The 24643-nt window shown below is 73.7% G+C and carries 25 protein-coding genes and 1 riboswitch; of the genes, 11 read left to right on the top strand and 14 right to left on the bottom strand.

Going from position 1 to position 24643, the window contains the following annotated elements:
- Positions 1-113, top strand: a 113-nt coding sequence (locus ABZ721_RS36140; protein ID WP_358793032.1) for a 3-deoxy-7-phosphoheptulonate synthase, incomplete at its 5' end; no start/stop codon positions are given.
- Between the two features lie 127 nt (positions 114-240).
- Positions 241-477 carry a (2Fe-2S)-binding protein gene (locus ABZ721_RS36135; RefSeq protein ID WP_358793026.1) on the top strand — a complete coding sequence of 79 codons (237 nt, stop codon included), beginning with the start codon at positions 241-243 and terminating at the stop codon, positions 475-477.
- 27 nt (positions 478-504) lie between these two features.
- On the opposite strand, the gene bfr is transcribed toward ABZ721_RS36135, so the two are convergent.
- The gene (gene bfr, locus ABZ721_RS36130) at positions 505-984 is read right to left on the bottom strand and encodes a bacterioferritin (RefSeq protein ID WP_358793025.1); all 480 of its coding nucleotides are present in this window, start codon (positions 982-984) and stop codon (positions 505-507) included.
- A gap of 184 nt (positions 985-1168) precedes the next feature.
- On the opposite strand from bfr, the gene ABZ721_RS36125 reads away from it, so the two are divergent.
- Positions 1169-1783: a sulfite oxidase-like oxidoreductase gene (locus ABZ721_RS36125; RefSeq protein ID WP_358793024.1), complete on the top strand. Its 615-nt coding sequence runs from the start codon at positions 1169-1171 to the stop codon at positions 1781-1783.
- Between the two features lie 16 nt (positions 1784-1799).
- Here the strand turns inward: ABZ721_RS36125 and ABZ721_RS36120 are convergent, their stop codons facing one another.
- From ABZ721_RS36120 to thiO, 5 genes are all read right to left on the bottom strand, one after another.
- Entirely contained in the window at positions 1800-2678 is an 879-nt protein-coding gene (locus ABZ721_RS36120; RefSeq protein WP_358793023.1) for a deoxyribonuclease IV, read from the bottom strand.
- Positions 2666-4642, bottom strand: coding sequence for a Stk1 family PASTA domain-containing Ser/Thr kinase (gene pknB / locus ABZ721_RS36115; protein ID WP_358793022.1), 1977 nt, complete (start codon positions 4640-4642; stop codon positions 2666-2668). Before pknB ends, ABZ721_RS36120 begins: the two co-directional genes overlap by 13 nt.
- A 114-nt stretch (positions 4643-4756) precedes the next feature.
- Positions 4757-5545 carry a thiazole synthase gene (locus tag ABZ721_RS36110; protein WP_358793031.1) on the bottom strand — a complete coding sequence of 263 codons (789 nt, stop codon included), beginning with the start codon at positions 5543-5545 and terminating at the stop codon, positions 4757-4759.
- Between the two features lie 46 nt (positions 5546-5591).
- Entirely contained in the window at positions 5592-5801 is a 210-nt protein-coding gene (thiS, locus tag ABZ721_RS36105) for a sulfur carrier protein ThiS (protein WP_358793021.1), read from the bottom strand.
- A complete protein-coding gene (gene thiO / locus ABZ721_RS36100; protein WP_358793020.1) occupies positions 5798-6958 on the bottom strand; it encodes a glycine oxidase ThiO in 1161 nt (386 codons plus the stop codon). The genes thiS and thiO overlap by 4 nt, the downstream gene beginning before the upstream one ends.
- Positions 6955-7068, bottom strand: a riboswitch (TPP riboswitch). It overlaps the preceding gene by 4 nt.
- 127 nt (positions 7069-7195) lie before the next feature.
- Here thiO and ABZ721_RS36095 point away from each other — a divergent pair.
- The 5 genes from ABZ721_RS36095 (at position 7196) to ABZ721_RS36075 (ending at position 11536) form a co-directional block, all read left to right on the top strand.
- Positions 7196-8404: an FAD-dependent oxidoreductase gene (locus tag ABZ721_RS36095; protein ID WP_358793019.1), complete on the top strand. Its 1209-nt coding sequence runs from the start codon at positions 7196-7198 to the stop codon at positions 8402-8404.
- A gap of 99 nt (positions 8405-8503) precedes the next feature.
- Positions 8504-8869, top strand: a complete 366-nt coding sequence (locus tag ABZ721_RS36090; RefSeq protein WP_358793018.1) for an Rv2175c family DNA-binding protein — start codon at positions 8504-8506, stop codon at positions 8867-8869.
- Between the two features lie 81 nt (positions 8870-8950).
- Entirely contained in the window at positions 8951-9622 is a 672-nt protein-coding gene (thiE, locus tag ABZ721_RS36085) for a thiamine phosphate synthase (RefSeq protein ID WP_358793017.1), read from the top strand.
- Positions 9623-9769: 147 nt separating this feature from the next.
- The gene (metF, locus tag ABZ721_RS36080; protein ID WP_358793016.1) at positions 9770-10687 is read left to right on the top strand and encodes a methylenetetrahydrofolate reductase [NAD(P)H]; all 918 of its coding nucleotides are present in this window, start codon (positions 9770-9772) and stop codon (positions 10685-10687) included.
- A gap of 27 nt (positions 10688-10714) precedes the next feature.
- A complete protein-coding gene (locus tag ABZ721_RS36075; RefSeq protein WP_358793015.1) occupies positions 10715-11536 on the top strand; it encodes a hypothetical protein in 822 nt (273 codons plus the stop codon).
- Between the two features lie 48 nt (positions 11537-11584).
- Here the strand turns inward: ABZ721_RS36075 and ABZ721_RS36070 are convergent, their stop codons facing one another.
- The 5 genes from ABZ721_RS36070 to ABZ721_RS36050 form a co-directional block, all read right to left on the bottom strand.
- On the bottom strand, positions 11585-13054 hold the full coding sequence (locus ABZ721_RS36070) for an NAD(P)/FAD-dependent oxidoreductase (protein ID WP_358793014.1): 1470 nt from the start codon (positions 13052-13054) through the stop codon (positions 11585-11587).
- A gap of 49 nt (positions 13055-13103) precedes the next feature.
- Complete coding sequence (locus ABZ721_RS36065; protein WP_358793013.1) at positions 13104-13712, bottom strand: DUF4126 domain-containing protein; 609 nt, start codon at positions 13710-13712, stop codon at positions 13104-13106.
- 265 nt (positions 13713-13977) lie between these two features.
- Positions 13978-14601 carry a TetR family transcriptional regulator gene (locus tag ABZ721_RS36060; protein WP_358793030.1) on the bottom strand — a complete coding sequence of 208 codons (624 nt, stop codon included), beginning with the start codon at positions 14599-14601 and terminating at the stop codon, positions 13978-13980.
- A gap of 25 nt (positions 14602-14626) precedes the next feature.
- Positions 14627-16744, bottom strand: a complete 2118-nt coding sequence (locus ABZ721_RS36055; RefSeq protein ID WP_358793012.1) for a YhgE/Pip domain-containing protein — start codon at positions 16742-16744, stop codon at positions 14627-14629.
- A complete protein-coding gene (locus ABZ721_RS36050; RefSeq protein WP_358793011.1) occupies positions 16716-17474 on the bottom strand; it encodes an ATP-binding cassette domain-containing protein in 759 nt (252 codons plus the stop codon). The genes ABZ721_RS36055 and ABZ721_RS36050 overlap by 29 nt, the downstream gene beginning before the upstream one ends.
- Positions 17475-17647: 173 nt before the next feature.
- On the opposite strand from ABZ721_RS36050, the gene ABZ721_RS36045 reads away from it, so the two are divergent.
- From ABZ721_RS36045 to ABZ721_RS36035, 3 genes are all read left to right on the top strand, one after another.
- Complete coding sequence (locus ABZ721_RS36045) at positions 17648-18136, top strand: SAV_6107 family HEPN domain-containing protein (RefSeq protein ID WP_358793010.1); 489 nt, start codon at positions 17648-17650, stop codon at positions 18134-18136.
- Between the two features lie 117 nt (positions 18137-18253).
- Positions 18254-19018 carry a methyltransferase gene (locus tag ABZ721_RS36040; RefSeq protein WP_358793029.1) on the top strand — a complete coding sequence of 255 codons (765 nt, stop codon included), beginning with the start codon at positions 18254-18256 and terminating at the stop codon, positions 19016-19018.
- A 215-nt stretch (positions 19019-19233) separates the two neighbouring features.
- Entirely contained in the window at positions 19234-19623 is a 390-nt protein-coding gene (locus ABZ721_RS36035) for a DUF3040 domain-containing protein (protein WP_269272749.1), read from the top strand.
- A 140-nt stretch (positions 19624-19763) separates the two neighbouring features.
- Here the strand turns inward: ABZ721_RS36035 and ABZ721_RS36030 are convergent, their stop codons facing one another.
- Genes ABZ721_RS36030 through ABZ721_RS36020 form a run of 3 tightly spaced genes read right to left on the bottom strand, consistent with a single transcriptional unit; the run spans position 19764 to position 24600 of the window.
- Positions 19764-22169 (bottom strand): DUF3488 and transglutaminase-like domain-containing protein, encoded by a 2406-nt coding sequence (locus ABZ721_RS36030; protein WP_358793009.1) that lies wholly within the window; start codon positions 22167-22169, stop codon positions 19764-19766.
- A complete protein-coding gene (locus tag ABZ721_RS36025) occupies positions 22166-23566 on the bottom strand; it encodes a DUF58 domain-containing protein (protein ID WP_358793008.1) in 1401 nt (466 codons plus the stop codon). The genes ABZ721_RS36030 and ABZ721_RS36025 overlap by 4 nt, the downstream gene beginning before the upstream one ends.
- Positions 23566-24600 carry a MoxR family ATPase gene (locus ABZ721_RS36020; RefSeq protein ID WP_358793007.1) on the bottom strand — a complete coding sequence of 345 codons (1035 nt, stop codon included), beginning with the start codon at positions 24598-24600 and terminating at the stop codon, positions 23566-23568. Before ABZ721_RS36020 ends, ABZ721_RS36025 begins: the two co-directional genes overlap by 1 nt.
- Positions 24601-24643: the final 43 nt, after the last annotated feature.

Raw genomic sequence — 24643 nt, 5'->3', positions numbered from 1 at the left:
TCTTCGTCGACGACCTCCACCAGCGCTACGAGACGGCCTGCGACCCGCGGCTGAACCGCAGCCAATCCCTCGACCTGGCCTTCCTCGTCGCGGAGATGTACCGGGGCCAGTGATCGCGGCGGAGAGCCGGTAGACAGCACAAGGGGCGCGGATCACACAGATCCGCGCCCCTTGCGGCTTTTCACCTACGGAAGCGCCGGGTAAGGTAAGGGTAACCTCAGCCCAGGGCGCCCGAGAGGGGTGAACCGCGTGTACGTGTGCTCTTGCTTCGGCATCACCGAGCAGCAGGTCAGGCAGCACGCGGACTCCGGTGCGTGCAGCCCCCGCAAGCTCGCCTCGGCCTGCAAGGCCGGCACCGACTGCGGCTCCTGCGTCAAGCGCATCCAGGCACTCCTGGGCCGGACGGCCGCCCCCGCGGCCCAGCCCGCCGCGGCGCGGCTGGCCGCCACCGACGAGCCGATGGCCGAAGCGGCCTGAGCCGTAGCGACCCGAGCCGCAGCGGGCTCAGCTCTCCGGCTGCTCGATGAGCTGCGCGATGTAGAGCGGTTCGCCGAGCTTCTCGACCAGCTCCAGCTGCGTGTCGAGGTAGTCGATGTGGTGCTCCTCGTCGGCGAGGATCGACTCGAAGATGTTCGCCGAGGTGATGTCGCCCTTGGCCCGCATGACCTCGATGCCGCGCTTGAGCCGGTCGATGGCCTCGGCCTCGACCTGGCGGTCCGCCTGGAACATCTCGGTGACCGTCTGGCCCACCCGCACGTGGAACAGCCGCTGGTAGTTCGGCAGGCCGTCGAGGAAGAGGATGCGGTCGGTCAGCACCTCCGCGTGCTTCATCTCGTCGATCGATTCCGAACGGGTGTACTTCGCGAGCTTCGTCCAGCCGAAGTTCTCCTGCATCTTCGCGTGCAGGAAGTACTGGTTGATCGCGGTCAGCTCTGCGGTCAGCTGTTCGTTGAGGAACTCGATGACCTCGGGGTCGCCCTGCATGGCAACGCCGTCCTTCCCAAGTGAATCGACAAGATGGCGGCATCCTCGCACCGCATCCCGGGTTGATCCAGTAAGTGCACGCTTACATCGGGTGGCGCAACGGGTGCCTCCCACGGGGTGCGGCGGCCCCGAATCGCGCGCAGCCCTGTCAGGAGCACTGCGTCCGGTCTGTCACCATGGAGCCATGGGTCAGTCCGAAAGCCGCGCGGGTGAGCTTCCCCCCGGGCAGCGGCTCCAGCGGGGCTGGCCGGTCACCCACTACGGTCCCGTTCCGCGCTTCAAGCCGGACCGGTGGGAGTTCCGGGTCTTCGGGGCCACGGCCGACGGGGACAAGCACTGCTGGAACCACGAGGAGTTCTCGGCGCTGCCGTACTCCGTGGTGACGGCGGACTTCCACTGCGTGACGAAGTTCAGCATGGTCGGCATGGAGTGGGGCGGCGTCTCCGCCGCGACGGTGCTGCGGCTCGCGCCCCCGGCGCCGGGCGTCACGCACGTGATGGTGTGGGCCGAGTACGGCTTCTCCTCGAACCTCAGGATCGAGGACTTCTCCGACGACAAGTCGATATTCGCGACCCACAAGGGCGGCGAACCGCTGACCGCGGAGCACGGATTCCCGGCCCGTCTGGTGGTGCCGCACCTCTACGCCTGGAAAGGACCCAAATGGGTCAGGGGCGTGGAGTACATGACCGCCGACCGCCGCGGCTTCTGGGAGGAGCGCGGCTACCACAACGTCGGCAACCCGTGGTCGGAGCAGCGCTACTCCTACCAGGAGGAGCCCGGGGACGGCCCCGAACTCTGACCGGCTGACCGGCCGGCTAGACCTCCCGCGGCCCGTCCCGCAGGGACTTGAGCAGGGCCACGTCCGCGGCATGGCCCTCCGGGCCGCCCGGCGTCTCGATGATCAGCGGAACCCCGGCGGTGGCCGGGTGGTGAAACAGCTCGCGGAACGGCTCGGAGCCGATGTGACCTGCGCCGATGTTCTCGTGCCTGTCCTTGTGGGCGCCGCTGACGTCCTTGGAGTCGTTGGCGTGGATCAGCCGCAGCCGGCCCTCGCCGACGGTGTCCACCAACGCGTCGAGCAGCAGTTTCATCCCGCCGGGCGCCGCCATGTCGTGCCCGGCGGCGAAGGCGTGGCAGGTGTCCAGGCAGACCCCCAGCCTCGGGTGCCGGTCCAGGGCGTCGGCGTACGGGCCCAGGTCCTCGACCAGCGAGCAGAGCGAGGCGCCCTGGCCCGCCGTCGGCTCCAGCAGCAGCCACGGGTCGTCGTCGTGCGTCAGCTCGTCGAGCAGCGGCAGCAGGTGCTCCCGCACCTGTGCGAGCGCGGCGGAGCGGGGGCGTCCGCCCGTCGCGGAGCCGGTGTGCACCACGACGCCCAGCGCGCCGATCTCCCGGCCCCGGCGCAGGGAGTGGCGCAGCGACTGCACCGACTTCTCGACCGTGGCGGCGCTCTCCGAGCCGAAGTTGATCAGGTAGGGCGCGTGCACGTACGCGGGCACCTCCGCCGCGGCCCGGCCGGTGCGGAACAGCTCGTCCTGCCGCGGGTCGCCGGGCGGCGTGGCCCAGCCGCGCGGGTTGGCCACGAAGACCTGGACGGCCTCGGCCGTCAGCCGCTCGGCGTTGGCCAGCCCGACGGTCGCGAGCCCGCCGGCCACATGGACGTGGCCGCCGACGGGGTTGCGGTTCACCGGACCCACACGGTGATCGTCGAGCCCTTGGCCGCCTGCTTGCCCCCGTCCGGGGACTGGCTGAACACGGTGTCGCCGAAGAAGGCGTGCAGCACCCGGATCTCGAAGCCCGCCGCCTTGAGGATCGTCCGCGCGTCGCCCGAGCTCTTGCCCTTCACGTCGGGCACGTCGAAGAGCTGCAGCCCCTTGGAGATGGTGAGGGTGACGGTGTCGCCCTGCCCCGCCTGGGTGCCCTTCTCCGGTGTCTGGAGGGCGACCGTGTCCTTCTCGGCCACGTCGGAGAAGACCTTCTCCGGGGCGAGCGCGACGATGAACCCGGCGTCCTGCAGCGCCTGCTGCGCGTCGGCGACCGAGTCCCCGACCACGTCCGGGACCTCCGCCGCGGCGCCCTTGCTGACGACGATCGACACGACGGCGTCCGGCGAACGCTTGGTGCCGGCCGGCGGGTCCGTGGAGATCACGGCGCCCTTGGGCACGTCCTCCGTGAACTCCTGCGTCACCGCGCCCGGCGTCAGCGCGGCGCCCTTGATCTGCTCCTGCGCCACCGCCAGCGTCTTGCCGGTCACGTCGGGCACGCGGATCTCCTGCGGCCCCTTGGAGACGGTCAGCGTCACCTCCGCGTTGTCGCGGACGCGCTGGCCGGGGCCGGGGTCGGTGGAGATGACCTTGCCGCGGGGGACGGTGAGGCTGAAGTTGGTGGTGACCTTCGTGTGCAGGCCGGCGGCGTCGAGCTTCTGCTGCGCGTCCGCCTGGGACAGCGCCAGGACGGCCGGCACCTTGGTGAACTGGCCGTCGCTGATGTACCAGACGCCGGCCCCGAGCCCGAGGATCAGCAGCACCGCCGCGACCAGCGCCAGCACACCGCGGCGCGGGCCGCGGCGGGGAGGGCGGTGCCCCATCGGGCTGTCCGGTCCCGGCGGACCCGCCGGGGCGGGCGGCAGCGGCGGCGGGAGCTGGAGCACGCTGGTCCGGTTCAGTTCCTCCTCGGCCGGCAGGACCGGCCGGGAGATGACGCTCGTCAGCTCCTCGTCGCCGCCGGGCGCGCCGTGGGCGCCCGCCGGGACGGCGTCCTGCGGCTCCGCGACCTCCCGGACCGCCCGGGGCGGCACCAGGTCCAGCTGCTCCTCGCTCAGCGTCTGACGGGTGGCGTGCAGCTGCGCCAGCAGCTCCACGGCGTCCTCGGGCCGCAGCCGCGGGTCCCGGGCGGAGGCCCGCGCGACCAGGGCGTCCAGCGCGGGTGCCAGCCCGGGGACGGCCTGCGACGGCGCGGCGATGTCCTCGTTCAGTACGTGGAAGATGACCTGCATCGGCGTGCCGCCGACGTGCGGCTTCCCGCCGGTCAGCATCTCGTACAGCAGCACGCCGCAGGCGTACACGTCCGTCCGCTGGTCTATCGTGCCGTGCTCGATCTGCTCGGGCGCCAGGTACGAGACGGTGCCCAGCACCGAGCCGGTCGTCACGCTGGTGGTGGTGTCGACCGCCCGGACCAGGCCGAAGTCCACGACCTTGACCCGGCCGTCGTCCCCGATCAGGACGTTCTCCGGCTTCACGTCCCGGTGGATCAGCCCGGCCCGGTGCGCGGCGCCGAGCGCGGCGAGCACCGGCTCCAGGATGTCCAGCGCGGCCCGCGGTGGCAGCGCCCCGCGCTCGCGCAGCACGTCGCGCAGCGTGCAGCCGGCGATGTACTCCATGGCCAGGTAGACGAACGTGCCGTCGGTGCCCTGGTCGTACACGCCGACCACGTTCGGGTGCGCGAGGCGGGCCACGGCCTTGGCCTCGAAGATGAAGCGGTCGACGAAGCCGGTGTCGGCCGCCAGCCCGGGGTGCATCACCTTCAGCGCGAGCACGCGGTCCAGGCGGGTGTCCACAGCCCGGTAGACCGTGGCCATCCCGCCGACGGCGATGCGCGCCTCGACCCGGTAGCGGCCGTCGAGCGTCTGCCCGACGAGAGGGTCCTGCAGGGTCGTATCCACGACACGGAAGTCTACGAGCCGTCGCCGACCCGTCCCACCGAACGCGGCCGTACTGTGTCCCGCCCGTGCTGATCCGGGACGCAACCGTGACCCGGGTGGCAGCGTTCCGCTTCGTCAGGCCCCGCTGAAGGCGGGCCGCTCGGGGTCGAACGCCGCCACGCCCTCGACGGGCGACGACGCGGCCGCGTAGTGCCGCCGGGGGATGCGTCCGGCCCGGAAGGCCAGCCGCCCCGCCCGCACCGCGTCCCGCATGGCCTCCGCCATCAGCGCCGGCTGCTGGGCGCGGGTGACGGCCGACGCCAGCATGACGGCGGCGCACCCCAGCTCCATGGCGAACGCCGCGTCGGACGCGGTGCCCGCCCCGGCGTCGAGGATGACCGGGACGCCCGCCCGCTCGGTGATGAGCTGGAAGTTGTGCGGGTTGCGGATCCCGAGCCCCGAGCCGATCGGCGACCCCAGCGGCATGATCGCCGCACAGCCGACGTCCTCCAGCCTGCGGGCGGTCACCGGGTCGTCGTTGGTGTAGGGCAGGACGGTGAACCCGTCGTCGACCAGCGTCTCGGCGGCGTCCAGCAGCTCGGCGGTGTCCGGCAGCAGGGTGCGCTCGTCGGCGATGACCTCCAGCTTGACCCAGTCGGTGCCCAGCGCCTCGCGGGCCAGCCGCGCGGTGAGCACGGCCTCGCCCGCGGTGAAGCAGCCGGCCGTGTTCGGCAGCACCCGGATGCCGTGCTTGGCGAGCACCGAGAGCACGGAGCCCTTCGTCGCCGGGTCGAGGCGGCGCATCGCGACCGTGGTGAGCTCCGTGCCGGAGGCGAGCAGCGCCTGTTCGAGGACGTCCAGGCTGGGCGCGCCGCCGGTGCCCATGATCAGCCGGGAGGTGAAGGGGACCCCGGCGATCCGCAGGGTGTCGTGGCCGGTGGCCGCCGCGGGTACGGGATACGGCACGGGATCAGCCTCCCTGGACGGCGGTGAGGACCTCGACGCGGTCGCCGTCGGCGAGGGCGGTGGTGGTCCAGCGGCTGCGGGGGACGACGGCCTCGTTGAGGGCGGCGGCGACGCCCGCGGGGGCGGACGTCAGGGAGGCGACGAGGCGGTCGAGGGTCAGGCCCTCGGCGATCTCCCGGGCCTCACCGTTGACGGAGACGGTGGAGAGGGTCATGCGGGCTGCTCCTGAAGCGCGAAACGTGTGGGGGAGAAGGGCCGGGCCGACTCGGGCACCGAGCCCGTCGTGAGCAGCTCGGCCATGACGTCGCCGGTCACCGGGGTCAGCAGGACGCCGTTGCGGTGGTGGCCGGTGGCCAGCAGCAGACCGGGCAGCGCGCTGCGGCCAAGCAGCGGGGCGTTGTCGGGGGAGCCGGGGCGCAGCCCCGCCAGGGTCTCGACGAGCGGCAGCTCGGTGAGCCCCGGCACCAGCTCGTGCGCGTCGCGCAGCAGCTCGTAGACGCCGCCGGCGGTGACGGTGGTGTCCCAGCCGAGCTCCTCGCTGGTCGCGCCCACGACCAGCTCGCCGTTCTCGCGCGGCACGAGGTAGACGTGGCCGCCGCGCACCACGGCCCGCACCGTGCGGGACAGGAACGGGGCGAGGCCGGGCGGGACGCGCAGCCGCAGCGTCTGCCCCTTGACCGGTCTGACCGGCGGCAGGGCGTGCTCGGGGACGCCCGGCATGCAGCCGCTGCGGCTGCCCGCCGCGAGCACGGTCTGCTCGGCGGCGAGCACCGTGCCGTCGTCGAGCACCGCGCCGGTGGCGCGGTCCCGGACGGTCTCGATCCGGGCCGCGGAGCCGCGGTGCAGGACCACGCCGGCGAGTTCGGCCGCGCGCAGCAGCGCGGCGGCCAGCCGGCGCGGGTCGACCTGGTGGTCGCCGTCCACGCGCAGGCCGCCGCGCACACCGGGCGCCAGCATCGGTTCCAGCCGGCGGCAGTCGCGGCCGGACAGCCACTCGGAGCGCAGCCCGAGCGAGGTCTGGAAGGCGTGCAGTTCGCGCAGGTCGGCGCGGTCGTCGGCGTCCAGGGCGACGGCGAGCGTGCCGCACGGCCGGTAGCCGAGGTCCAGGCCCGTGGCGTCCTCCAGCTCGGCGGCGAAGGACGGGTAGCGGCGCGCCGACGCGAGGTTCAGTTCGAGCAGCGTCTGCTCGCCGTACTGCAGCTCCGTGACGGCGGCCAGCATGCCGGCCGCGACGTGCGCGGCTCCGCCGCCCGGCGCCGGGTCGGCGAGCGCGGTGCTCAGCCCGCGCTGCGCGGCGCGCCAGGCCGTGACGAGTCCGATGATTCCGCCGCCCACGACCAGAACGTCGTAGCGGTGGCGCGAGGGATGCATGGGTGTCCCGCTCCTCCCTTCGCCGGCATGACCCGGATCAGGTTCGTACGGTCGGCGGCCGGTCAGCCGCCCTCTCAGCCCGGTGCGTCCGGGCTCCCGCGAGTGCGTTGGTCCCGCCACCCTAGTACGCGCGCCGGACCCCGGGTAAGGGAGCCCGGCTCGAGGGGGGCCGGAGACAGGGGGATCGATTTCGCACGGGCGCCCTACCGGTAATCCCCGGCGCGTTACGGTGATCGTGTGAGCCAGCCAAGCGCCGAGCGCGCAGTGATCGTCGGGGCCGGGATGGCCGGAGTGCAGACCGCTGTGTCGTTGCGGGAGCAGGGGTGGCGCGGCGACATCACGCTGCTGGGCGCCGAACCGCACGCACCGTACGACCGCCCGCCGCTGTCCAAGTCCGTCCTCCTCGGCACGGCCGAGGGCTCGCCCTTCGACGTGGACTTCAACGGCCTCGACGTCGAGCTGCTGCTCGGCCGGCACGCGAGCGCGCTGCGCCCCGCCGACCGGCAGCTCGTCACCGACGAGGGCGTGGTCCGCTACGACCGGCTGGTGCTCGCCACCGGCGCCCACCCGGTGGCGCTGCCCGGCAGCGAGGGCATCCCGGGCGTCTACATGCTGCGCACCCTGGACGACGCCGCCGAGCTGCGGCCGGTGCTCGAGGAGAAGCGCGACGTCGTCGTGGTGGGAGCGGGCTGGATCGGCGCGGAGTTCGCCACGGCGGCCCGCCAGGCGGGCTGCGCGGTGACCGTCGTCGAGGCGGCCGACCGGCCGCTGGCCGGCGTCCTGCCCGGCTCGGTCACCGACCACATGCGCGACTGGTACGCCGACGCGGGCGCCGAACTGCTCACCGGGACCGCCGTCGCGGCCGTCGAACCCGGCGCGGTGCTGCTCGCCGACGGGACGCGGCTGCGGGCCGGGGCCGTCGTCGTCGGCATCGGCGCCCGGCCGGCCACCGGCTGGCTGGCCGGCTCCGGCGTGGAGCTGGGCCCCGACCGCTCGGTGCAGGCGGACGACCGGCTGCGGACCTCGGTGCCCGACGTCTTCGCGGTCGGGGACTGCGCGTCCTTCCCGTCCGCGCGCTTCGGCGAGCGGCTCCTCGTCCACCACTGGGACAACGCGGTCCAGGGGCCGCGGGCCGCCGCCGCGAACGTGCTGGGCGGCGACGAGGTGTACGACCCGGTGCCGTACTTCTGGTCCGAGCAGTTCGGCCGTTTCGTGCAGTACGCGGGGCACCACTCGGCCACCGACACCATGCTGCTGCGCGGCGACCCGGCGGGGCCCGCCTGGTCGGTCTGCTGGCTGCGCGACGGCGTGCTCGCGGCGCTGCTCGCCGTCGGCCGCCCGCGCGACCTGGCCCAGGGCCGCAAGCTCATCGAACGCGGCGCGCACCTGGACGCCGCGCTCGTCGGCGACCCGGCCGTTCCGCTCAAGACCGCGGCCGGCGCCTGACGGCGAAACCGGGCTCGCCGGGCGGATGTGGGCAAACCGTCAGGCTCCCCGGCCGCCAACCGGTACGCGGGTGCCCGCCGGGGATGGCACGCTTGTCCCGTGACCGAGATCGACGCAACGATTGATGCCCTCGTACCTTCCTGGCTGAACCTCCCCGAGGTCGCCGAGCGACTGGGTGTGCCCATCACCCGGGTCCGCCCGATGATCAAGGAGAAGCTGTTCCTCGCCATCCGCCGCGGTGAGAACCGCGTCCTGATGGTCCCCGCCGACTTCATCGGCGAGGGAAGCATCGTCAAGGGGCTGCCCGGCCTGCTGACGGTCCTCAAGGACAACGGCTTCAGCGACGAAGAGGCGCTGGAGTGGCTGTTCACCGAGGACCCGACGCTGCCCGGCACGCCCACGCAGGCGCTCAAGGAGAACCGCGGGACGGAAGTGAAGCGCCGCGCCCAGGCGCTCGGCTTCTAGCCCGCAGCGGCAGCAGTAGCAGTAGCAGTAGCAGCAGCAGTCACGGCAGCAGGACCCGCAGCACCGAGGGGGAGCGGCACCATGCCCGAGCAGTCCACCGTCCGCGAGCGGTTCGCCGCCGCCCGGCTGTACCTGTGCACCGACGCCAGGACCGGCCGGGGCGACCTGGCCGAGTTCGCGGACGCGGTGCTCGCCTCGGACGTCGACGTCATCCAGCTGCGCGCCAAGGGGATCGAGGCGCGCGACGAGCTGGACGCGCTCGCGGTGCTGGCCGACGCGTGCCGCCGGTACGGCAAGCTGCTCGCGGTGAACGACCGGGCGGACGTGGCGCACGCGTCGGGTGCCGACGTGCTGCACCTGGGGCAGGGCGACCTGCCGGTGCCCGCCGCCCGCGCCGTCCTCGGCGGCGACGTGGTCCTCGGACGGTCCTGCCACGCGGAGTCCGAGGTGGCCGCGGCCGCGGTGGAGCCCGGCGCCGACTACTTCTGCACCGGGCCGGTCTGGCCCACCCCGACCAAGCCCGGCCGGCACGCGCCGGGCCTGGAGCTGGTGCGGTACGCGGCCTCGCTGGGGACCGCCCGGCCCTGGTTCGCGATCGGCGGGATCGACCTGGGCAACGTCGAGCAGGTGCTGGAGGCGGGGGCCCGGCGGATCGTCGTCGTCCGCGCGATCACCGAGGCCGACGATCCCGGCGCCGCGGCGGCGGCCCTGGCGAAGGCCGTGACCTCGTACGACACCCCGTCCGACGGCTGAGCGTTCCGCTTCACCGGCCGCCGGCGGTCCACTCCGCGCCCCGAATGTCACCGATGCGTGTCCAAGGGATGGACGGGGGTGGGGCGCACGTGGATAAATCGGCCGTCCTGGTTACGGGTGGTCTCGGGGCGCGGTTACCCTTCCGTTATGGCCCTTGGGACACCTTCTACCCGGACCGATCGCGCGGTCACCATTCGTGAGCTCCTCGCGTCCGGCGAGCGGTCGTATTCCTTCGAATTCGCCGCACCGAAGACCGAGAAGGGCGAGCGGACCCTCTGGAACGCCATCCGCCGGATCGAAGCGGTGGGGCCGACCTTCGTGTCCGTGACCTACGGCGCCGGCGGATCGTCCCGCGACGGCACCGTCCGCGCCACCGACCGGATCGTCTCCGACACCACGCTGACCCCGGTCGCGCACCTGACGGCGGTCAACCACTCGATCGCCGAGCTGCGCAACATCATCGGGCAGTACGCCGACGCCGGGATCCGGAACATCCTCGCGGTCCGCGGCGACCCGCCCGGCGACCCGCTCGGCGAGTGGGTCCAGCACCCCCAGGGACTGCTGTACGCCGCCGACCTGGTCCGGCTGATCAAGGAGTCCGGCGACTTCTGCGTCGGCGTCGCGGCGTTCACCGGAATGCACCCGCGCTCCAGCGACTGGGCCTCCGACACCCGCAACTTCATCGACAAGTGCCGCGCCGGGGCCGACTTCGCCATCACGCAGATGTTCTACGACGCCGACGACTACTTCCGGCTGCGCGACCGGGTCGCCGCCGCGGGCTGCGACACCCCGATCATCCCGGAGATCATGCCGGTGACGAACGTCCGGCAGATCACCCGTTTCCCCGAACTCAGCAACGTGCCTTTCCCCCCGGCGCTGGCCGACCGTATCCTCGCGGTGAAGGACGATCCGGCGGCGGTGCGGGCGATCGGCATCGAGTTCGCGACGGAGATGTGCCAACGCCTGATGGCCGAGGACATCCCCGGACTCCACTTCATTACGCTTAACCATTCCACGGCGTCGCTGGAAATCTACGAGAATCTCGGTCTGCACCAGAGGTCGTGACCGCTCGTGAGGTGAGGAAGTGCGGACATGGGCTACACGCTGCTCTACATCGCGTTCGGCGTGGTCGCGCTGTGGCTGCTCGGTGAGGTGCTGCTGCAGTACAAGGCGCGGCTGCGCTGGCGGCTGCTCGCCTTCGCGGGATTCCTCGGCGTGGTCGGCGGTGTCTCGCTGCGCAACGCGATCGTCATCGCGCTCGGCGCCGCGGCGTTCGGCACCGGCCAGACGTTCGTGACGATCTCCTACCGGCAGGGCTTCTCCACCGGCTGGGCGCTCGGCGGCAGCCCCGGCTCCAGCCGCCGCCGCAGGGCCGTCCGCGGCGCGGGCGCCGGGGCGGGCGAGCCCGTCCTGGAGGTCAGCCCCGTCGAGGAGGTGGCACAGGCGCCCGAACTGGCCACCGTGTACCAGGCGATGCCGGTGCTCGACGACACCGGCGAGTACGGCATCTACGACGGCCAGTCCACGTACACCCCGGACCTGTACACCAGCGGCGGCTACGAGGGCTACGGCGCCCAGGGGTACGAGGGCTGGGGCGGCACCGGTGAGCAGCAGCCGCAGCCCGCGGCGGCCGACGCGTACGCCTGGGGCGGCCAGCACGACTACGACGCCGCCTACGCGGCCCCCTACCAGGACCCGGGCCAGCAGCAGTACACCCCGCAGTACGACCACGAGTTCGGCTACGACACGCCGCCCGGCGGGGTGTGGGTCCCGCAGCAGCAGTCCGCCGAGCAGCAGCAGCCCTACGGGCAGCAGCAGTCCGCGGAGCAGCAGGCGTACATCCCGCAGCAGCCCCAGCAACCGCAGTACGACCAGCCGCTGTACGCGGACCCGTACGACCCCTACCGCTACTAGCCGCCCGGGGCCGCGCCGGGACCGGGGCCGTGCCGGAGCTGCTCGGGGCTACCGGCTGCCGCCGGGTCCGCCCGCGATCAGGTCGGCGACGATCGCGCCCGACATGCCCGCGTGGGCCAGACCGCCGCCGGGGTGGGACCAGCCGCCGACGGACCACAGGCCGGGGACCGCGGAGCGGTTGGCGGGGTGCAGGTGCAGGCCGTTCGCGCCCGCCAGGGCGGGACCGGGCACCGCGCCGCCCGGAGCGCCCGTCTCCCGCTCGGTGTCGGCCGGAGTGCGCACCTCGCGCCACAACTCCCGCCCGCGCAGGCCGGGAACGGCGGCCTCGGCCGCCTCCACCACCCGCTCGGCGAAGCCCGCCGCGACGCCGCGCGCGTCCCACCCCGGCCCGCCGGCCGCCGTCGCCACCGTGACCTGGAGCGTGACCGCCTCGGACGACCCGTCCGGGACCGTCGACGGGTCGTCGGGGCGCAGCACCGTCACGGTCGGAACGTCGCACGGAGCGCCGCCGGAGAAGACCGACCGCCACTCCGCGCGGCCGTCGGGGGCGTGCACCACCGTGCGGTGCACGGTGCCCTCCGGGCGGGGGCCGCGCAGCGCCAGGCAGACCACGAACCGGCCGGGGACGAGGTCCGCCCGGGGGCCCGGTCCGCCCGGCGCCGGCAGCGGCGCTCCCGCGACCACCGTGTCCGCGTCGATCCGCCGCCCGTCGGCGAGGTCGAGGCCGCAGGCCCGGCCGTCCGGCCCGGTCCGCACCCCGGCGACCGCGCTGTCGAAGTGGAACTCGACCCTGCGCTGCACGCACCGCTCGTACACTGCGTCGGCGAGGGCCCGCAGGCCGCCGCGCACGTACCAGGCGCCGAAGGTCTGCTCCATGTACGGCAGGACCGTGGCGCTCGCCGGGACGGCGCGCGGGTCGAAGCCGTACGCCAGGGCGTAGCTCGTCAGCAGGGCGGCCGCCCGCGGGTCGGCCAGCTCGCGGTCGGCGACGGAGGCCAGCGACGGGGTGCCGCGGCGGAAGAGCCCGCGCCGCACGGCGGGGTAGGGGTCGCGGCCGAGCGCGGCGGTGTCGTCGGTGAGGGCGTCCTCCAGCAGCGGGCGGCGGGTGGCCTCCCAGACCTCGCGGGCCCGGCCCATCACCTCGCTCCAGCGCTCGCCGGCGCCCGCGCCGAACGCTCCGTCCAGCGCGCCGATGACGCCCGCGCGGGTCGCGTTCGGCAGCGACACGTCCGTGCCGTCCGCGAAGAGGTGGCGGCTCGCGGGATCGACCTGCGCCAGACCGACGCGGCTCTCCAGCGGCTCCTTGCCGGTCTTGACGAAGAGGTCGCGGTAGACGGCGGGCAGGTGGAGCAGGCCGGGGCCGGTGTCGAAGGTGAAGCCGTCCCGGGCGAGCCTGCCGACGGCTCCGCCGTAGGTCGCCGAGCGCTCGTAGACCGCCACCCGGTGGCCGCCGACGGCCAGCCGGGCCGCCGTCGCCATTGCCCCCATACCCGCGCCGATTACCGCGATCCGTGCCATGCCAGGGACTGTATCGGGCGCCGCCGGCAGCGCCGGCCGGCAGGTCGCCTCAGCCGGGCGCGGCGGGTGCGGCCAGGCGCTTCGCCTCGCGCCGCGCCTTCCAGCGGCGCAGGAAGCGGCGGATCCGGGAGAAGAGGAAGACGACCGTGATGATGCCGAGCACCAGCAGCGTGGCGGCGATGATCGCGGCGGCGAGCGGGTGGAACAGCGCGAAGACGATGATCGCGGAGACCCCGAGGTCCTCGGCGAGGCTGAGGACGATGTTGCTGGCGGGCTCCGGCGAGGTGTTGACCGCTATCCGCGTGCCCGCCTTGACGAGGTGGCTGGCGAGCGCCGTCGAGCCGCCCACCGCGGCGGCGGCCAGCTGCGGCAGCGAGCCGTCCTGCCCCGCGAGCAGCGCCGCGACCACCGCGCCGGCGACCGGGCGGATGACGGTGTGCACCGCGTCCCACGCCGAGTCGACGAGCGGGATCTTGTCGGCGACGGCCTCGCACAGGAAGAGCACTCCGGCCACGATCAGCACGTCGGGCCGCTCCAGGGACGCGGGAACCTCGTCGGTGACCCCGGTCGCGCCCATCAGGCCGAGCAGGAACACCACGGCGTAGGCGTTGATCCCGCTCGCCCAGCCGCTGGTGAACACGAGCGGAAGTACCGACATGGTGGGGATCGTAGCGAACCGCCGGCGGGGCGGGCGGGCGAACCGCGCGGTCGTGAGTACCCGTACCTAGTTGAAGACTTGAGTAGGAGCGCGGATGGGCCGGCGCCCCCGTCCGGGAGACAGTGGGGACCACGGACGGGCGCGGCGCCGGTACCGCCGACACGGGGCGGCGGAACCGGGGCGGCCCGGACGTAACGGGGGTGAACGGGTGGCGCTGTTCCGGCACGGTCCGAGGGGGATCGGGATGTGCCGGAACAGCGCCCACTCACGTCCGCCGGGCGTCCCCGCCGACCCGGCCCTGCAGCAGCCGGGACAGGGCGGAGTGCACGTCGTCGATGGTGCGGTGGGACTGGAACGCCTGCCAGTCCAGGGCGGCGACCAGCACCATCCCGAAGAGCGCGGACGCGGTGAGCGGCACGTCGATCTCGTCGCTCAGCTCCCCGTTGTCGACCGCCTCGCGCAGCACCTTCTCCACGACCGCGACCGCCTCCTGGCGGACCATCATCAGCGTGTCCTGCCAGGCGCGGTTGGTCCGCCACAGCTCGGCGACGTAGAGCTGGGTGAAGGACGGGTAGCGGGCGATGAACGCCAGCCCGGCCCGGATCTGCGCGTCCAGCGCGTCGACCCGGCTGCCGCCGCTCGCGGCCACCTCCTCCGCGGCGACCCGCAGCGAGACGGTGAGCAGTCCGACGCCGTGCCGCAGCAACTGCTCGAACAGCTCGTTCTTGCTGGCGAAGTTGTAGTAGACGGTGCCCTTCGCGACGCCGGCCCGCTCGGCGATCTCCTCCACGGTGGTGGCGGAGAAGCCCTGCTCGGCGATGAGTGTGACGGCGGCCTCGTACAGCTTCTGCCGCGTGGCCTGACGTCGTGCGGTGGTCATGGCGTCGATTGTCCCTGTCCCGGGCGGCCCCGGCTCACAGGGTCAGCTCCGGATGCAGCCGGTCCACGGTCCACACCTGCTTGCCGCGGGCGGTCAGGGTGGTGAGCGCCAGTGCGGCGGCGGTGAAGGCCAGCAGCACCAGGCAGGCCCGCCAGACCGGTCCCAGGCCGCCGCCGGTGATCAGGTGGCGTAGCCCCTCGACGACGTAGCTCATGGGCAGCAGCGGATGCAGGAAGCCGAAGAAGCCGGGGCTGGTCTGCACGGGGTACGTGCCGCCCGCCGACGTCAGCTGCAGCATCAGCATCGCCAGGGTGAGGACGCGTCCGGCCGGGCCGAACCGGGCGCTGAGGAACTGGATGATGGCGGCGAAGCAGGCCGCGGCCAGCAGCAGGAAGCCGATCGTGCCGGCGGCGCGGGCCATCTGCAGCCCGACCACCCAGTGCAGCACCGACATCAGCGCCAGCACCTGGGCCACCCCGACCACCGCCACCGGCAGCCAGCCCGCCAGCGCTATCCGCCAGGACGCGGCCCCGGCGGCGAGCGCCCGGCGGTTCATCGGCTGGAAGATCATGTAGCCGACCATCGCGCCGACCCACAGGGAGAGCGGGATGAAGTACGGGGCGAGCCCCTCGCCGTAGTTGGACGCCTGGTGCAGCGACTGCGAGGCGAGCTGTACGGGGTCGGCCATCACGGCGGTGCGCGCGTCGCGCTGCCGGGCGTCGTAGTCCGGGATCTTGCCGACGCCCTCGTGCAGGCCGTCGGCGAGCTGGTCGCTGCCGGTGGAGAGCTTCGTCAGCCCGGTGGTGAGCCGGTTGCTGCCGGTGGCGAGCTGGTACATGCGCCCGCTGAGGGTGTCGGCGCCGCTGGAGAGGGTGCCGATGCCCCGGTCGAGGGTGTGCGCGCCGCCCGCCGCCGTGTGGGCGCCGGAGGCGACCTGGTGGGCCCCGGAGTTGAGCCGGTTGAGGTTCTTGACGGCGCCGTCGATGTCCGAGGACAGGTGCGGTGCGGCGGCGGCCAGCTCCTGGGCGTAGCCGTGCAGCGTGCCCAGGTCGGTGGCGAGCCGGTCGAACGAGGCGGGGGTGCCGACCTGCGCGTTGAGGCGCTCGGCCAGGACCGCGGCCTCGGCCGCCTTGTCGGCGCCGCGCTTGAGGGCGACGCAGTCGCCGGTGGCGGGGGTGGCGGAGCACTGCTTGAGGTACTGCTGCCGCACGAGGTCGGCGGCGGTCCTGGAGGCCTTGGCGGCGTCCGGCGCCAGTACGGCGATCGTGTCCAGGTGGTCCTTGATCGCCTGCGAGCCGTCGGCGACGAGCCGGGAGGCCTCGCCGATCTCACGGGTGTGCGCCTTCACGAACGCGATCTTGTCGGAGGCGCCGTTCACCGCGTCCACGAGCCGCTGGGTGCCGGAGGCGACCTGGCCGGCGCCGGAGTCGAGCGTGTCGAGGCCGGTGGCCAGTTCGCCGCTGCCCTTCTTGGCGTCCTTGAGGCCCGCGGCGAGCTTGCCCGCGCCCTGCTCGGCCCGGCGGATGCCGGAGCCGAGGTCCTTCGAGCCCTGCTCGGCGGTGCCCGCGCCGCCCGCCAGATCGGAGGCGCCCTGGGCCGCCTTCTGCGTCTGGTCGTGCAGGTCGGAGAACGACACGAAGATCCGGTCGTAGAAACCGCGCGAGGCACCGGCCGAGGTGGCCGCCCTGACCTGGGAGAACACGCTGCGGGAGATCTGCCCGACGATGTAGTTGTTGGAGTCGTTGGTGCGCACCTGGAGGGCGCCGGTCTCCGGGTGGCTGCCCGAGCTGGACGCGATCCGCTCGCTGAAGTCCGCGGGGATGGTGAGCGTCAGGTAGAACGAGCCGTTCTCCAGGCCCTTCGCGGCGTCGGCGGAGTCCGTCTCCCGCCAGTCGAAGGTGGCCGTGTCGTGCAGCTTGGCGGCGAGCTCGTCGCCCGCCGCGATCTTCTTGCCGCCGGCGGTCGCGCCGCGGTCGGCGTTGACCAGCGCGACGGGGATCTTGTCGAGCCGCCCGTACGGATCCCAGAAGGACCACAGGTACAGGGCGCCGTAGAGCAGCGGCAGCAGCAGGAGCGCGGCCATGGCGGCGCGCGGCAGCCTGCCCCGGCCGAACTTCTTCAGCTCAAGCGCGGCGAGCTTCGGTGTACGCATCGACGGCCCCCTCTTCGGTCTCGTCGGTTTCGGCCGTCTCAGCGGTCTCGTCGGCCTCGTATGTCATTTCGGCTGCGGCTGCGGGCGCGGCGGTCCCGGTGCTGACCACCAGCGCGCCGGCGGGCGCGCGGGTGCAGACGCCGAGGACGGTGGTGCCCGCGTCGGCCACCGAGCGCAGCATCGACCAGGCCGCCTCGCGGTCGGCGTCGCCGAGCTTGTGGTCGACGTCGTCGACGCCGAGCACCCGCGGGTGCGCCAGCAGCGCGAGGGCGACGCCCAGCCGCAGCGCCTCCAGCCGTTCGAGATCGCGCACGGCCGTCCGCTCGCCCTTGACCAGCGCGTCGAGTTCGAGCCCGGCGGCGGCGAGGGCCGCCGACACGTCGGCGCGGTCGCGGTCGGCGCGGGAGAAGAACCTGCGCTGCAGCAGCACCCGCTCGCGCAGGTGCTCGGCGACGGTCAGGGCCGGTTCGAGGGCGGAGACGCCGTCGACGGGACCGAGAGCACTGATCCGCCGTACAGCGGGCATGCGACGGGGGAGGAGATGACCATGGACCTCCGCCCGACCCTCATTGGCCTTCATGCGCCCGGTGAGCGCCAGCATCAGGCAGGTGCGGCCGGTGCCCGACGGGCCCTCCACGGCGACCAGCGTGCCGGCGGGCGCGCTGAACGACACATCCCCGAACACCCGCCCGCGCGGGCCGCGCAGCCCGTACCCCTCCGCGGTGATCACGAGTCACCCTCCTCTTTTGAACTGACTGGTCAGTACAAAAGAAGTATGCCGCATGGCGAAGGCACCCCGCCGCGGGGGTGTGCGAACACCTGTGCTAACGGCATTTCCGCAGGTCAGGACCGATTGTCAGTGGTGTGCCCCACTATGGGTCGTACGAAGACAGGAGGCTCGTCATGGCTGCTCACGTAAGCGACATCCATCCCGTGCTGCGCCGTGCGGCGGCTCCGCCCGCCGCGCTCGACCTGCTCACCCAGGCCCACCTCGGACTCGACGAGGCGGCCGTCCTGGAAACCCCCAACGAGCGTTACGCCACCGCCCACCTCGCCGCGCTGCGGACCGCCGCCGCCGTGCTGGCGGTGCGGGGCGGCCCGGAGACCGGCGGCAGACGCCGGCAACGGATACGCAGCGCCTGGGAGGTGCTGCCCGAAGTCGCCCCGGAGCTCAGCGAGTGGAGCGCCATGTTCGCGTACGGCGCCCGCCGCCGGGCGCGCGCCGAAGCCGGCATCGAGGGCGCCGCCACATGGCGGGACGCGGACGATCTGCTGCGCGCCGCCGCGATGTTCCTGCGCCTGGTGGAACGCATGCTGGTCCTCCAGCCCACCCTCCCCGCGGAACTGCGGACCGACCTCCCCCCGGCCCTGCCCCAGCAGAAGGCCAACTGACCGGCGGTCGGCCACCTCACGGATGGACCGGCCCCCTCACGGATAGAGTGGAGGCGCCCGTTCAAGTCGTTCACGCCAGTCGTCCGCGAGGAGTCGCCCGCCATGTCCCGTGAAGGAGTGGTGGATCCGATCCGCCCCCGAGCGTCCCTGCGAACCGCTGTGGTCTGGGAGGTCCTGCGCGAGGCGCTGGAGCGACAGGCCAAGGCCGCGGGGCGCGACGCCGGCGAGCCGCTCGACGTGCTCGACACCGGGGGCGGCACCGGGAACTTCGCGGTGCCCGTGGCGCGCCTCGGCCACCGGGTCACCGTCGTGGACCCGAGCCCGGACGCGCTCTTCGCGCTGGAGCGCCGGGCCGCCGAGGCCGGGGTGACCGACCGGGTCCGCGGCGTCCAGGGCGACACCCACGGCCTGCTCGACGTCGTCGAGCCCGGCAGCCATGACGTCGTGCTGTGCCACGGCGTCCTGGAGTACGTCGACGACCCGGCGGAAGGCGTCGGCAACGCCGTCGGCGCGCTCCGTCCGGCCGGGACGCTGAGCCTGCTCGCCGCCGGCCGCGGCGGCGCCGTCCTGGCGCGGGCCATCGCCGGCCACTTCGCCGAGGCGCAGCACGCCATAGGGGACCCCGACGGCCGCTGGGGCGACGGGGACTCGCTCCCGCGCCGCTTCACCGCCGAGCAGCTCACCCGCCTGGTCTCCGACGCGGGCCTGCGGGTCGGCGCGGTGCACGGCGTCCGGGTCTTCGCCGACCTGGTCCCCGGCGTGCTGGTGGACACCGAGCCCGGAGCCCTGGAAGCGCTGCTCAAGCTGGAGCTGGCGGCGGCGGAGCAGCCCGCGTTCCACTCGATCGCCACCCAGTTGCACGTGCTCGCCGACCGCGGCTGACCCGGCCCCGTCCGCCCAGGTGCCGGGGAGTAGTCGGTCACAGGCCGCCCGGTCGGCCCCTCAGGACCGTATGCTGGCATGACGTAACGGCGGACGGGGAATGAAGCCCCCGTCGGATTGGCGTAGTGGGGCGGGTTTCACGGGGGCGAATCCCTGCCTATCCTTGAATAAGGGTCGGACCGGTCGCCCCCGCGACCGACGAGTAGGAGGACGCCGTGCCGCTCTCGGAGCACGAGCAGCGCATGCTCGAGCAGATGGAGCGAGCGCTGTACGCCGAAGATCCCAAGTTCGCGTCGGCGCTTGAGGGAAGCGGGCTGCGCACCTATACCCGGCGGCGCGTCTACCAAGCGGTAGCGGGCTTCTTGGTGGGTATCGCGCTGCTGATGGCTGGAATGATCAAGCAGCAGCCCTGGATCAGTGTGGTCGGATTCCTCGTCATGCTCGCCTGTGCCGTTCTCGCGGTCACGGGCTGGCGGAAGGCCGGCAAACCCGGTGAGCAGCAGCCCGCCGCAGCAGCAGGCCGCGGCCAGCCCCGTCGCAGGGGCAAGGTCATGGACCGGATCGAGGAACGCTGGCAGCGCCGCAGGGACGGGCAGGAAAGCTAGCGGGCGCCCGGCGGAGCGTTCGCACCCGGCCTCAACAGTTCTCCGATGCATGACGAGGGGCGCGGAACCGGACTGGTTCCGCGCCCCTCGTCATGCCACCGGGTCCGGGACGCCTCCCGGACCCGCGACTGCCACCGTGCCTACGACGCCTGCCGCGAGGGCCGGCGGACCGCGTCGGTGACCCGGCTGACGGCCGCCGACCAGCGCCGCGTCGCCACCGACCACTGCTCCGACAGCCGCCAGATCACCCGGGCGGCCGAACGCGGCAGCAGAACGGCCCGCAGCCGCGCGCGCCGCCCGGCCGACCGGTGCAGCCCGTCGCGCACCTGGCGCACATCCGCCGCCAGCCCGGCCACCGGCCGCGGCCGGGGCGAGTACAGCACCTGCTCCACGGCCGCGGCGACCTGGCCCGCCGCCCGCGCCGCCGCCTCGTCGAGCTCACCCTCCCGCACCAGCCGGGCGGTCGCCCGGCGCGGGGTCTCGGAGTCGTCGGGCAGGATGCCGTAGTCCCACGCGGTGTCGACCAGCTCCCGCCAGGCCGCGAGCGTCCTGGCGCCCTCCGCCAGGCCGTGGCCGCCGCCCAGCCGCCGGGACCGCTCCCGGCGCCGCCACAGCAGCGGCACCAGCGGCACCCCGAGCACCAGCACCGCCAGCAGGGCGATGCCCACCAGCCGGCCGACGCTGATCCCGCCGCCGGTCGGTCCGCTGCCGGTGTCCTGGCCGAGCGGCGTGCAGTCGCCCATCGCCTGGTCCTTGACCGAGCAGCTCGCCGAGGCCGACGATCCGGCGCTCGGCACGGCGGACCTGCTGGGCTCCGGCACGGCGGGGCCGCCGCCGGGGTTCGGCAGCTGGTCCGCCGTGTAGCCGGGGGCGGTGCCGCGGGACGGCGTGGGCTCGAAGCGGGTCCAGCCGACGCCCTCGAAGTACAGCTCGGGCCAGGCGTGCGCGTCCTGGATCCCCACCGACACGCTGCCGTCGGACTTGGGCCCGTTGCCGGGCGCGAAGCCCACCGCGACGCGGGCCGGGATGTGCAGCGTGCGGGCCATCGCCGCCATGCTGAAGGCGAAGTGGACGCAGAACCCCTGCTTGTCGCGGAGGAAGTTGGCGATCGCGTCGACCCCGGTGCCCGACCGGACCTGCGTGCTGTACCGGAAGTCCCCGGAGTGGAAGTACTTCTGCAGGTCGACCGCCTGCTCGTACGGGTTCGCCGCGCCGCGCGTCACCTCCAGCGCCGTCCTGCCCACCACGTCCGGCAGGGACTCGGGGACCTGGGTGTACTCCTGCTTGAACGTGGCGGCCGGTTCGGGGGCCGTGGCCAGCTGGGTCGCCGTCGGCTGCACCAGCAGGCTGGTGACCTTGTACTTCACGCCCTTGGTCGTCTGCTTGCGGTCGCCGACGACCGTGCGCCCCTCCTTGTCGAACCGCCAGCGGCCGTCGACCGTCAGCTTCTCGGCGGGGTAGGGCAGCGGCAGCCAGCTCTGCGCGTAGTTCCCGTCGGCCGCGACCGAGGAGACGATCTCGCTCGCCTTGACGTCGGGGCCGAGCCCGGCCGGCGGCGGGAACACCTCGGGGATCTCGGTCACCGGGCGCTCCGAGGAGCGCCACTGCGTGCCGTCGAACTTGTCGAGGGCGACGATCCGCAGGTACATGTCCGAGGTGCTGGGCGCGTTCGTGCGGTACGACAGGACCTCGCGGTTGACCGGCTGGTTGAGGTTGTCCTGCAGCGCCACCACCGGGTTGACCGACGAGGTGCTGCCGCCGCCGAAGCCGGGGCCGGACCCGTCGCCCGAGGGGTCGAGCAGCCCGCTGCCCAGCGAGGGCAGCACGGCCGGGGCGATCAGCGCGATGCCCAGGGCCATCGCCCCGATCCGGCGGCCGGTGCGGACCGGCGCCACCACCGTCCCCTCGGACCGGGTGGAGGACGTGCCCGCCCAGCCGGTGGACGGGGGACCGCCGCCGAAGACCCGGCCCCAGCGCGACAGCCGGTCCCGGCCCTCGGCGAGGAGCAGCAGCAGGTAGCCGGCGGCCGCGATCAGGAACCACAGCCAGCGGCTGCCGCTGCCCGCGAGACCGGAGGCGACGGAGTACAGCGCCAGCAGCGGCAGCCCGGCCGGGGCCGCGCTGCCGTACGTCACCGCCAGCGCGTCGACGGCCAGCGCGATCACCAGCACGCCGGCGACCAGCAGCAGCCGGATGCCCGGGGTCACCGGGGCGGGGATGGCGAACTGGCTGACGTCCCGCAGGCCGTCGGCGAGCCGGTCGCCGAGCGCCACGAAGGCCCTGGGGCCGGGCAGGATGCCGCCCACGGCCTGCTTCGAGACGAACATCATGGTCAGTATCAGCAGGCTCACCAGGGCCTGCGCCAGGATCGTCAGCGGCCGGGCCAGCGGCACCCGCCGGGCCAGCGCGCCGACGCAGGCCTGGAGCGTGACCAGGAACGCCGCCTGCAGGATCCAGCCGGTCGGGGTGGCCAGCGGCAGCAGGGAGCACGCCGCCATGATCGACGCCGCCGCGGCGCAGACCGTCAGCCGTGCGCGTCCGCTCATGAGCCCGCCCCCGCCTCTTCGCGCGTGCGGTACCGGTCCGCGAGCTGCCACAGCGTGGGCAGGCCCTCGCCCGGCGGCACCGGCAGCACCGTCCAGCCGGCCTCGCGCAGCATGCGCACGGCCCGCCGCACCCCGGTGTCGGGGGAGGAGCCGGACGCGTCGTCGTCCTCGCCGGGACCGGCCGCCGGAGCGTCGGGGACGCTCGAGCCGGCCGCCGCCACGTCGGGGTACGGGTCCGCCGCGTCGCGCGACGCCCAGGCGGAGCTGTCCAGGACGAACGCGACCGCCCCGCCCGCCCGCCGGCGCATCCGCCCGACGATCGTCGCCTGCTCCTCGTCCAGGTCGCCGAGGAAGGCCACCAGCAGCCCCTCGCTGCCGACCCGCAGTACGTCATGGGCGCGGGAGAAGCCGCCGCCGTCCGAGTGCTCGACGACCGCGAGCGTGTCCAGCAGCACTCCGGCGGTGTCGGAGGAGTCGCCTCCGAAACCGCCCTCGGGCCCCGGGACGCTGCTGCCGGTGTCGGTCAGCAGCCGCACCGAGTAGCCGCGCTCCAGCATGTGCGTCGAGACCGATGCGGCTCCCGAGACCGCCCACTCGAAGGCGGAGTCGGGCCCCGCGCCGTAGAAGGCGAGCCGCCGGGTGTCCACCAGCACGGTGCAGCGGGCCTTGTGCGGCTGCTCCTCGCGCCGCACCATCAGCTCGCCGTACTTCGCGGTGGAGCGCCAGTGCACCCGCCGCAGGTCGTCGCCGTGCCGGTAGCCGCGCGGGATCGCGTCGTCCTCACCGGCCAGCGACAGCGAGCGGGTGCGGCTGTCGCCGTACCCGGAAGCCTCGCCCGCGAGCCGGACCGCGGGCAGCGGCTCGACCCGGGGCACCACGGTCAGGGTGTCGTAGGCGCTGAACGAACGGGTCAGCTCGCACATGCCGAAGGGGTCCGTCAGCCGCAGCTGCAGCGGCCCCAGCGGGTAGCGCCCGCGCAGGTCGGAGCGGACCCGGTAGGACACCTCGCGGTGGCCGCCCGGCTCCACCCGGTCCAGCACGAAGCGCGGCCGCGGCCCGAGCACGTACGGCACCCGGTCCTGCAGCATCAGCAGCCCGGTGGGGATGCGCGAGACGTTGTCGACGCGCAGGTGCACCCGCGCCTCGGACATCGCGGGCACCCGGGACGGCGCGAGCCGCCGGCTGCCCGCCACCCGGTAGCGGGTGCGGTACAGCACCGCGACGCAGACCAGCGGCAGCACCGCCAGCAGCAGCCCGACCCGCAGCAGGTCGGGCTGGCCCAGCACGTACGCGCAGACGGCCGCCGCGACCCCTGCCGCGAAGAAGGACCGTCCGCGCGTGGTCAGCCCCGACAGCGCCGTACGGAAACCGCCCGCGGCCTGCGGGTCGGCGGACATCACAAGCCCCGGACGCCGGGCGGCTGGGTGCTCGGGGCCTGCCGCCACGGCTGGGCGGACGCGGCGGCGGACGGGTCCGGCACGGGCGTGCGCTGCAGGATCTCCGCCACCACCTGCTCGGGCGTCCGCCGGTTCAGCTGCGCCTGCGCGGTCGGCAGCAGCCGGTGCGCCAGGACCGCGGGGGCGAGCGCCTGCACGTCGTCCGGCAGGACGAAGTCGCGGCCGTCCAGCGCCGCCGAGGCGCGCGCCGCCCGCACCAGGTGCAGGGTGGCGCGCGGCGAGGCGCCGAGCCGCAGGTCCGCGTGGTGCCGGGTGGCGCCGACCAGGGCCACGGCATAGCGCCGCACGGGGTCCGAGACGTGCACCGTCCGCACCGCCTCGATCAGCTTCACGATCTCGTGGGCGTGCGCGACCGGCTGCAGGTCGTCCAGCGGCGGCGTGCCGCCGTGCACGTCGAGCATCTGCAGCTCGGCCTCCGGGCTCGGGTAGCCGATCGACACCCGGGCCATGAAGCGGTCGCGCTGCGCCTCGGGCAGCGGATAGGTGCCCTCCATCTCCACCGGGTTCTGGGTGGCGATGACCATGAAGGGGTTGGGCAGCTCGTACGTGGTGCCGTCGACGGTGACCTGGCGCTCCTCCATCGACTCCAGCAGCGCCGACTGCGTCTTCGGCGAGGCCCGGTTGATCTCGTCGCCCACCACGATCTGCGCGAAGATCGCCCCCGGCTTGAACTCGAAGTCCCGCCGCTGCTGGTCGAACACGCTCACTCCGGTGATGTCGGAGGGCAGCAGGTCCGGCGTGAACTGGATCCGCCGCACCGAGCAGTCGATGGACCGCGCGAGCGCCTTGGCCAGCATCGTCTTCCCGACCCCCGGCACGTCCTCGATGAGGAGGTGCCCCTCTGCCAGCATCACGGTCAGCGAGAGCCGTACGACCTCGGGCTTGCCCTCGATCACGTTCTCCACGGACCGGCGCACCCGCTCCGCCGTCGTGGTCAGATCGCTGAGGCTTGCTCGCGCGTCATAGGTCGTCACCCGGTTCTCCTCGGCCTGTTCATAGGGGCGCGGCCAACCACGG

It is taken from the genome of Streptomyces sp. NPDC006733 (assembly GCF_040636125.1).
Classification (GTDB): domain Bacteria; phylum Actinomycetota; class Actinomycetes; order Streptomycetales; family Streptomycetaceae; genus Actinacidiphila.
The sequence above is the reverse complement of the archived record's forward strand: the minus strand, read 5'-3'. Positions and strand labels throughout refer to the sequence as shown.

Excerpts from the sequence above, each read along its gene's own strand:
- bfr (WP_358793025.1), bottom strand. The coding sequence starts at position 984 with ATGCAGGGCGACCCCGAGGTCATCGAGTTCCTCAACGAACAGCTGACC.
- ABZ721_RS36125 (WP_358793024.1), top strand. The coding sequence starts at position 1,169 with ATGGGTCAGTCCGAAAGCCGCGCGGGTGAGCTTCCCCCCGGGCAGCGG.
- thiS (WP_358793021.1), bottom strand. The coding sequence starts at position 5,801 with ATGACCCTCTCCACCGTCTCCGTCAACGGTGAGGCCCGGGAGATCGCC.
- thiO (WP_358793020.1), bottom strand. The coding sequence starts at position 6,958 with ATGCATCCCTCGCGCCACCGCTACGACGTTCTGGTCGTGGGCGGCGGA.
- thiE (WP_358793017.1), top strand. The coding sequence starts at position 8,951 with ATGCCCGAGCAGTCCACCGTCCGCGAGCGGTTCGCCGCCGCCCGGCTG.
- metF (WP_358793016.1), top strand. The coding sequence starts at position 9,770 with ATGGCCCTTGGGACACCTTCTACCCGGACCGATCGCGCGGTCACCATT.
- ABZ721_RS36075 (WP_358793015.1), top strand. The coding sequence starts at position 10,715 with ATGGGCTACACGCTGCTCTACATCGCGTTCGGCGTGGTCGCGCTGTGG.
- ABZ721_RS36070 (WP_358793014.1), bottom strand. The coding sequence starts at position 13,054 with ATGGCACGGATCGCGGTAATCGGCGCGGGTATGGGGGCAATGGCGACG.
- ABZ721_RS36065 (WP_358793013.1), bottom strand. The coding sequence starts at position 13,712 with ATGTCGGTACTTCCGCTCGTGTTCACCAGCGGCTGGGCGAGCGGGATC.
- ABZ721_RS36055 (WP_358793012.1), bottom strand. The coding sequence starts at position 16,744 with ATGCGTACACCGAAGCTCGCCGCGCTTGAGCTGAAGAAGTTCGGCCGG.
- ABZ721_RS36045 (WP_358793010.1), top strand. The coding sequence starts at position 17,648 with ATGGCTGCTCACGTAAGCGACATCCATCCCGTGCTGCGCCGTGCGGCG.
- ABZ721_RS36030 (WP_358793009.1), bottom strand. The coding sequence starts at position 22,169 with ATGAGCGGACGCGCACGGCTGACGGTCTGCGCCGCGGCGGCGTCGATC.
- ABZ721_RS36025 (WP_358793008.1), bottom strand. The coding sequence starts at position 23,566 with ATGTCCGCCGACCCGCAGGCCGCGGGCGGTTTCCGTACGGCGCTGTCG.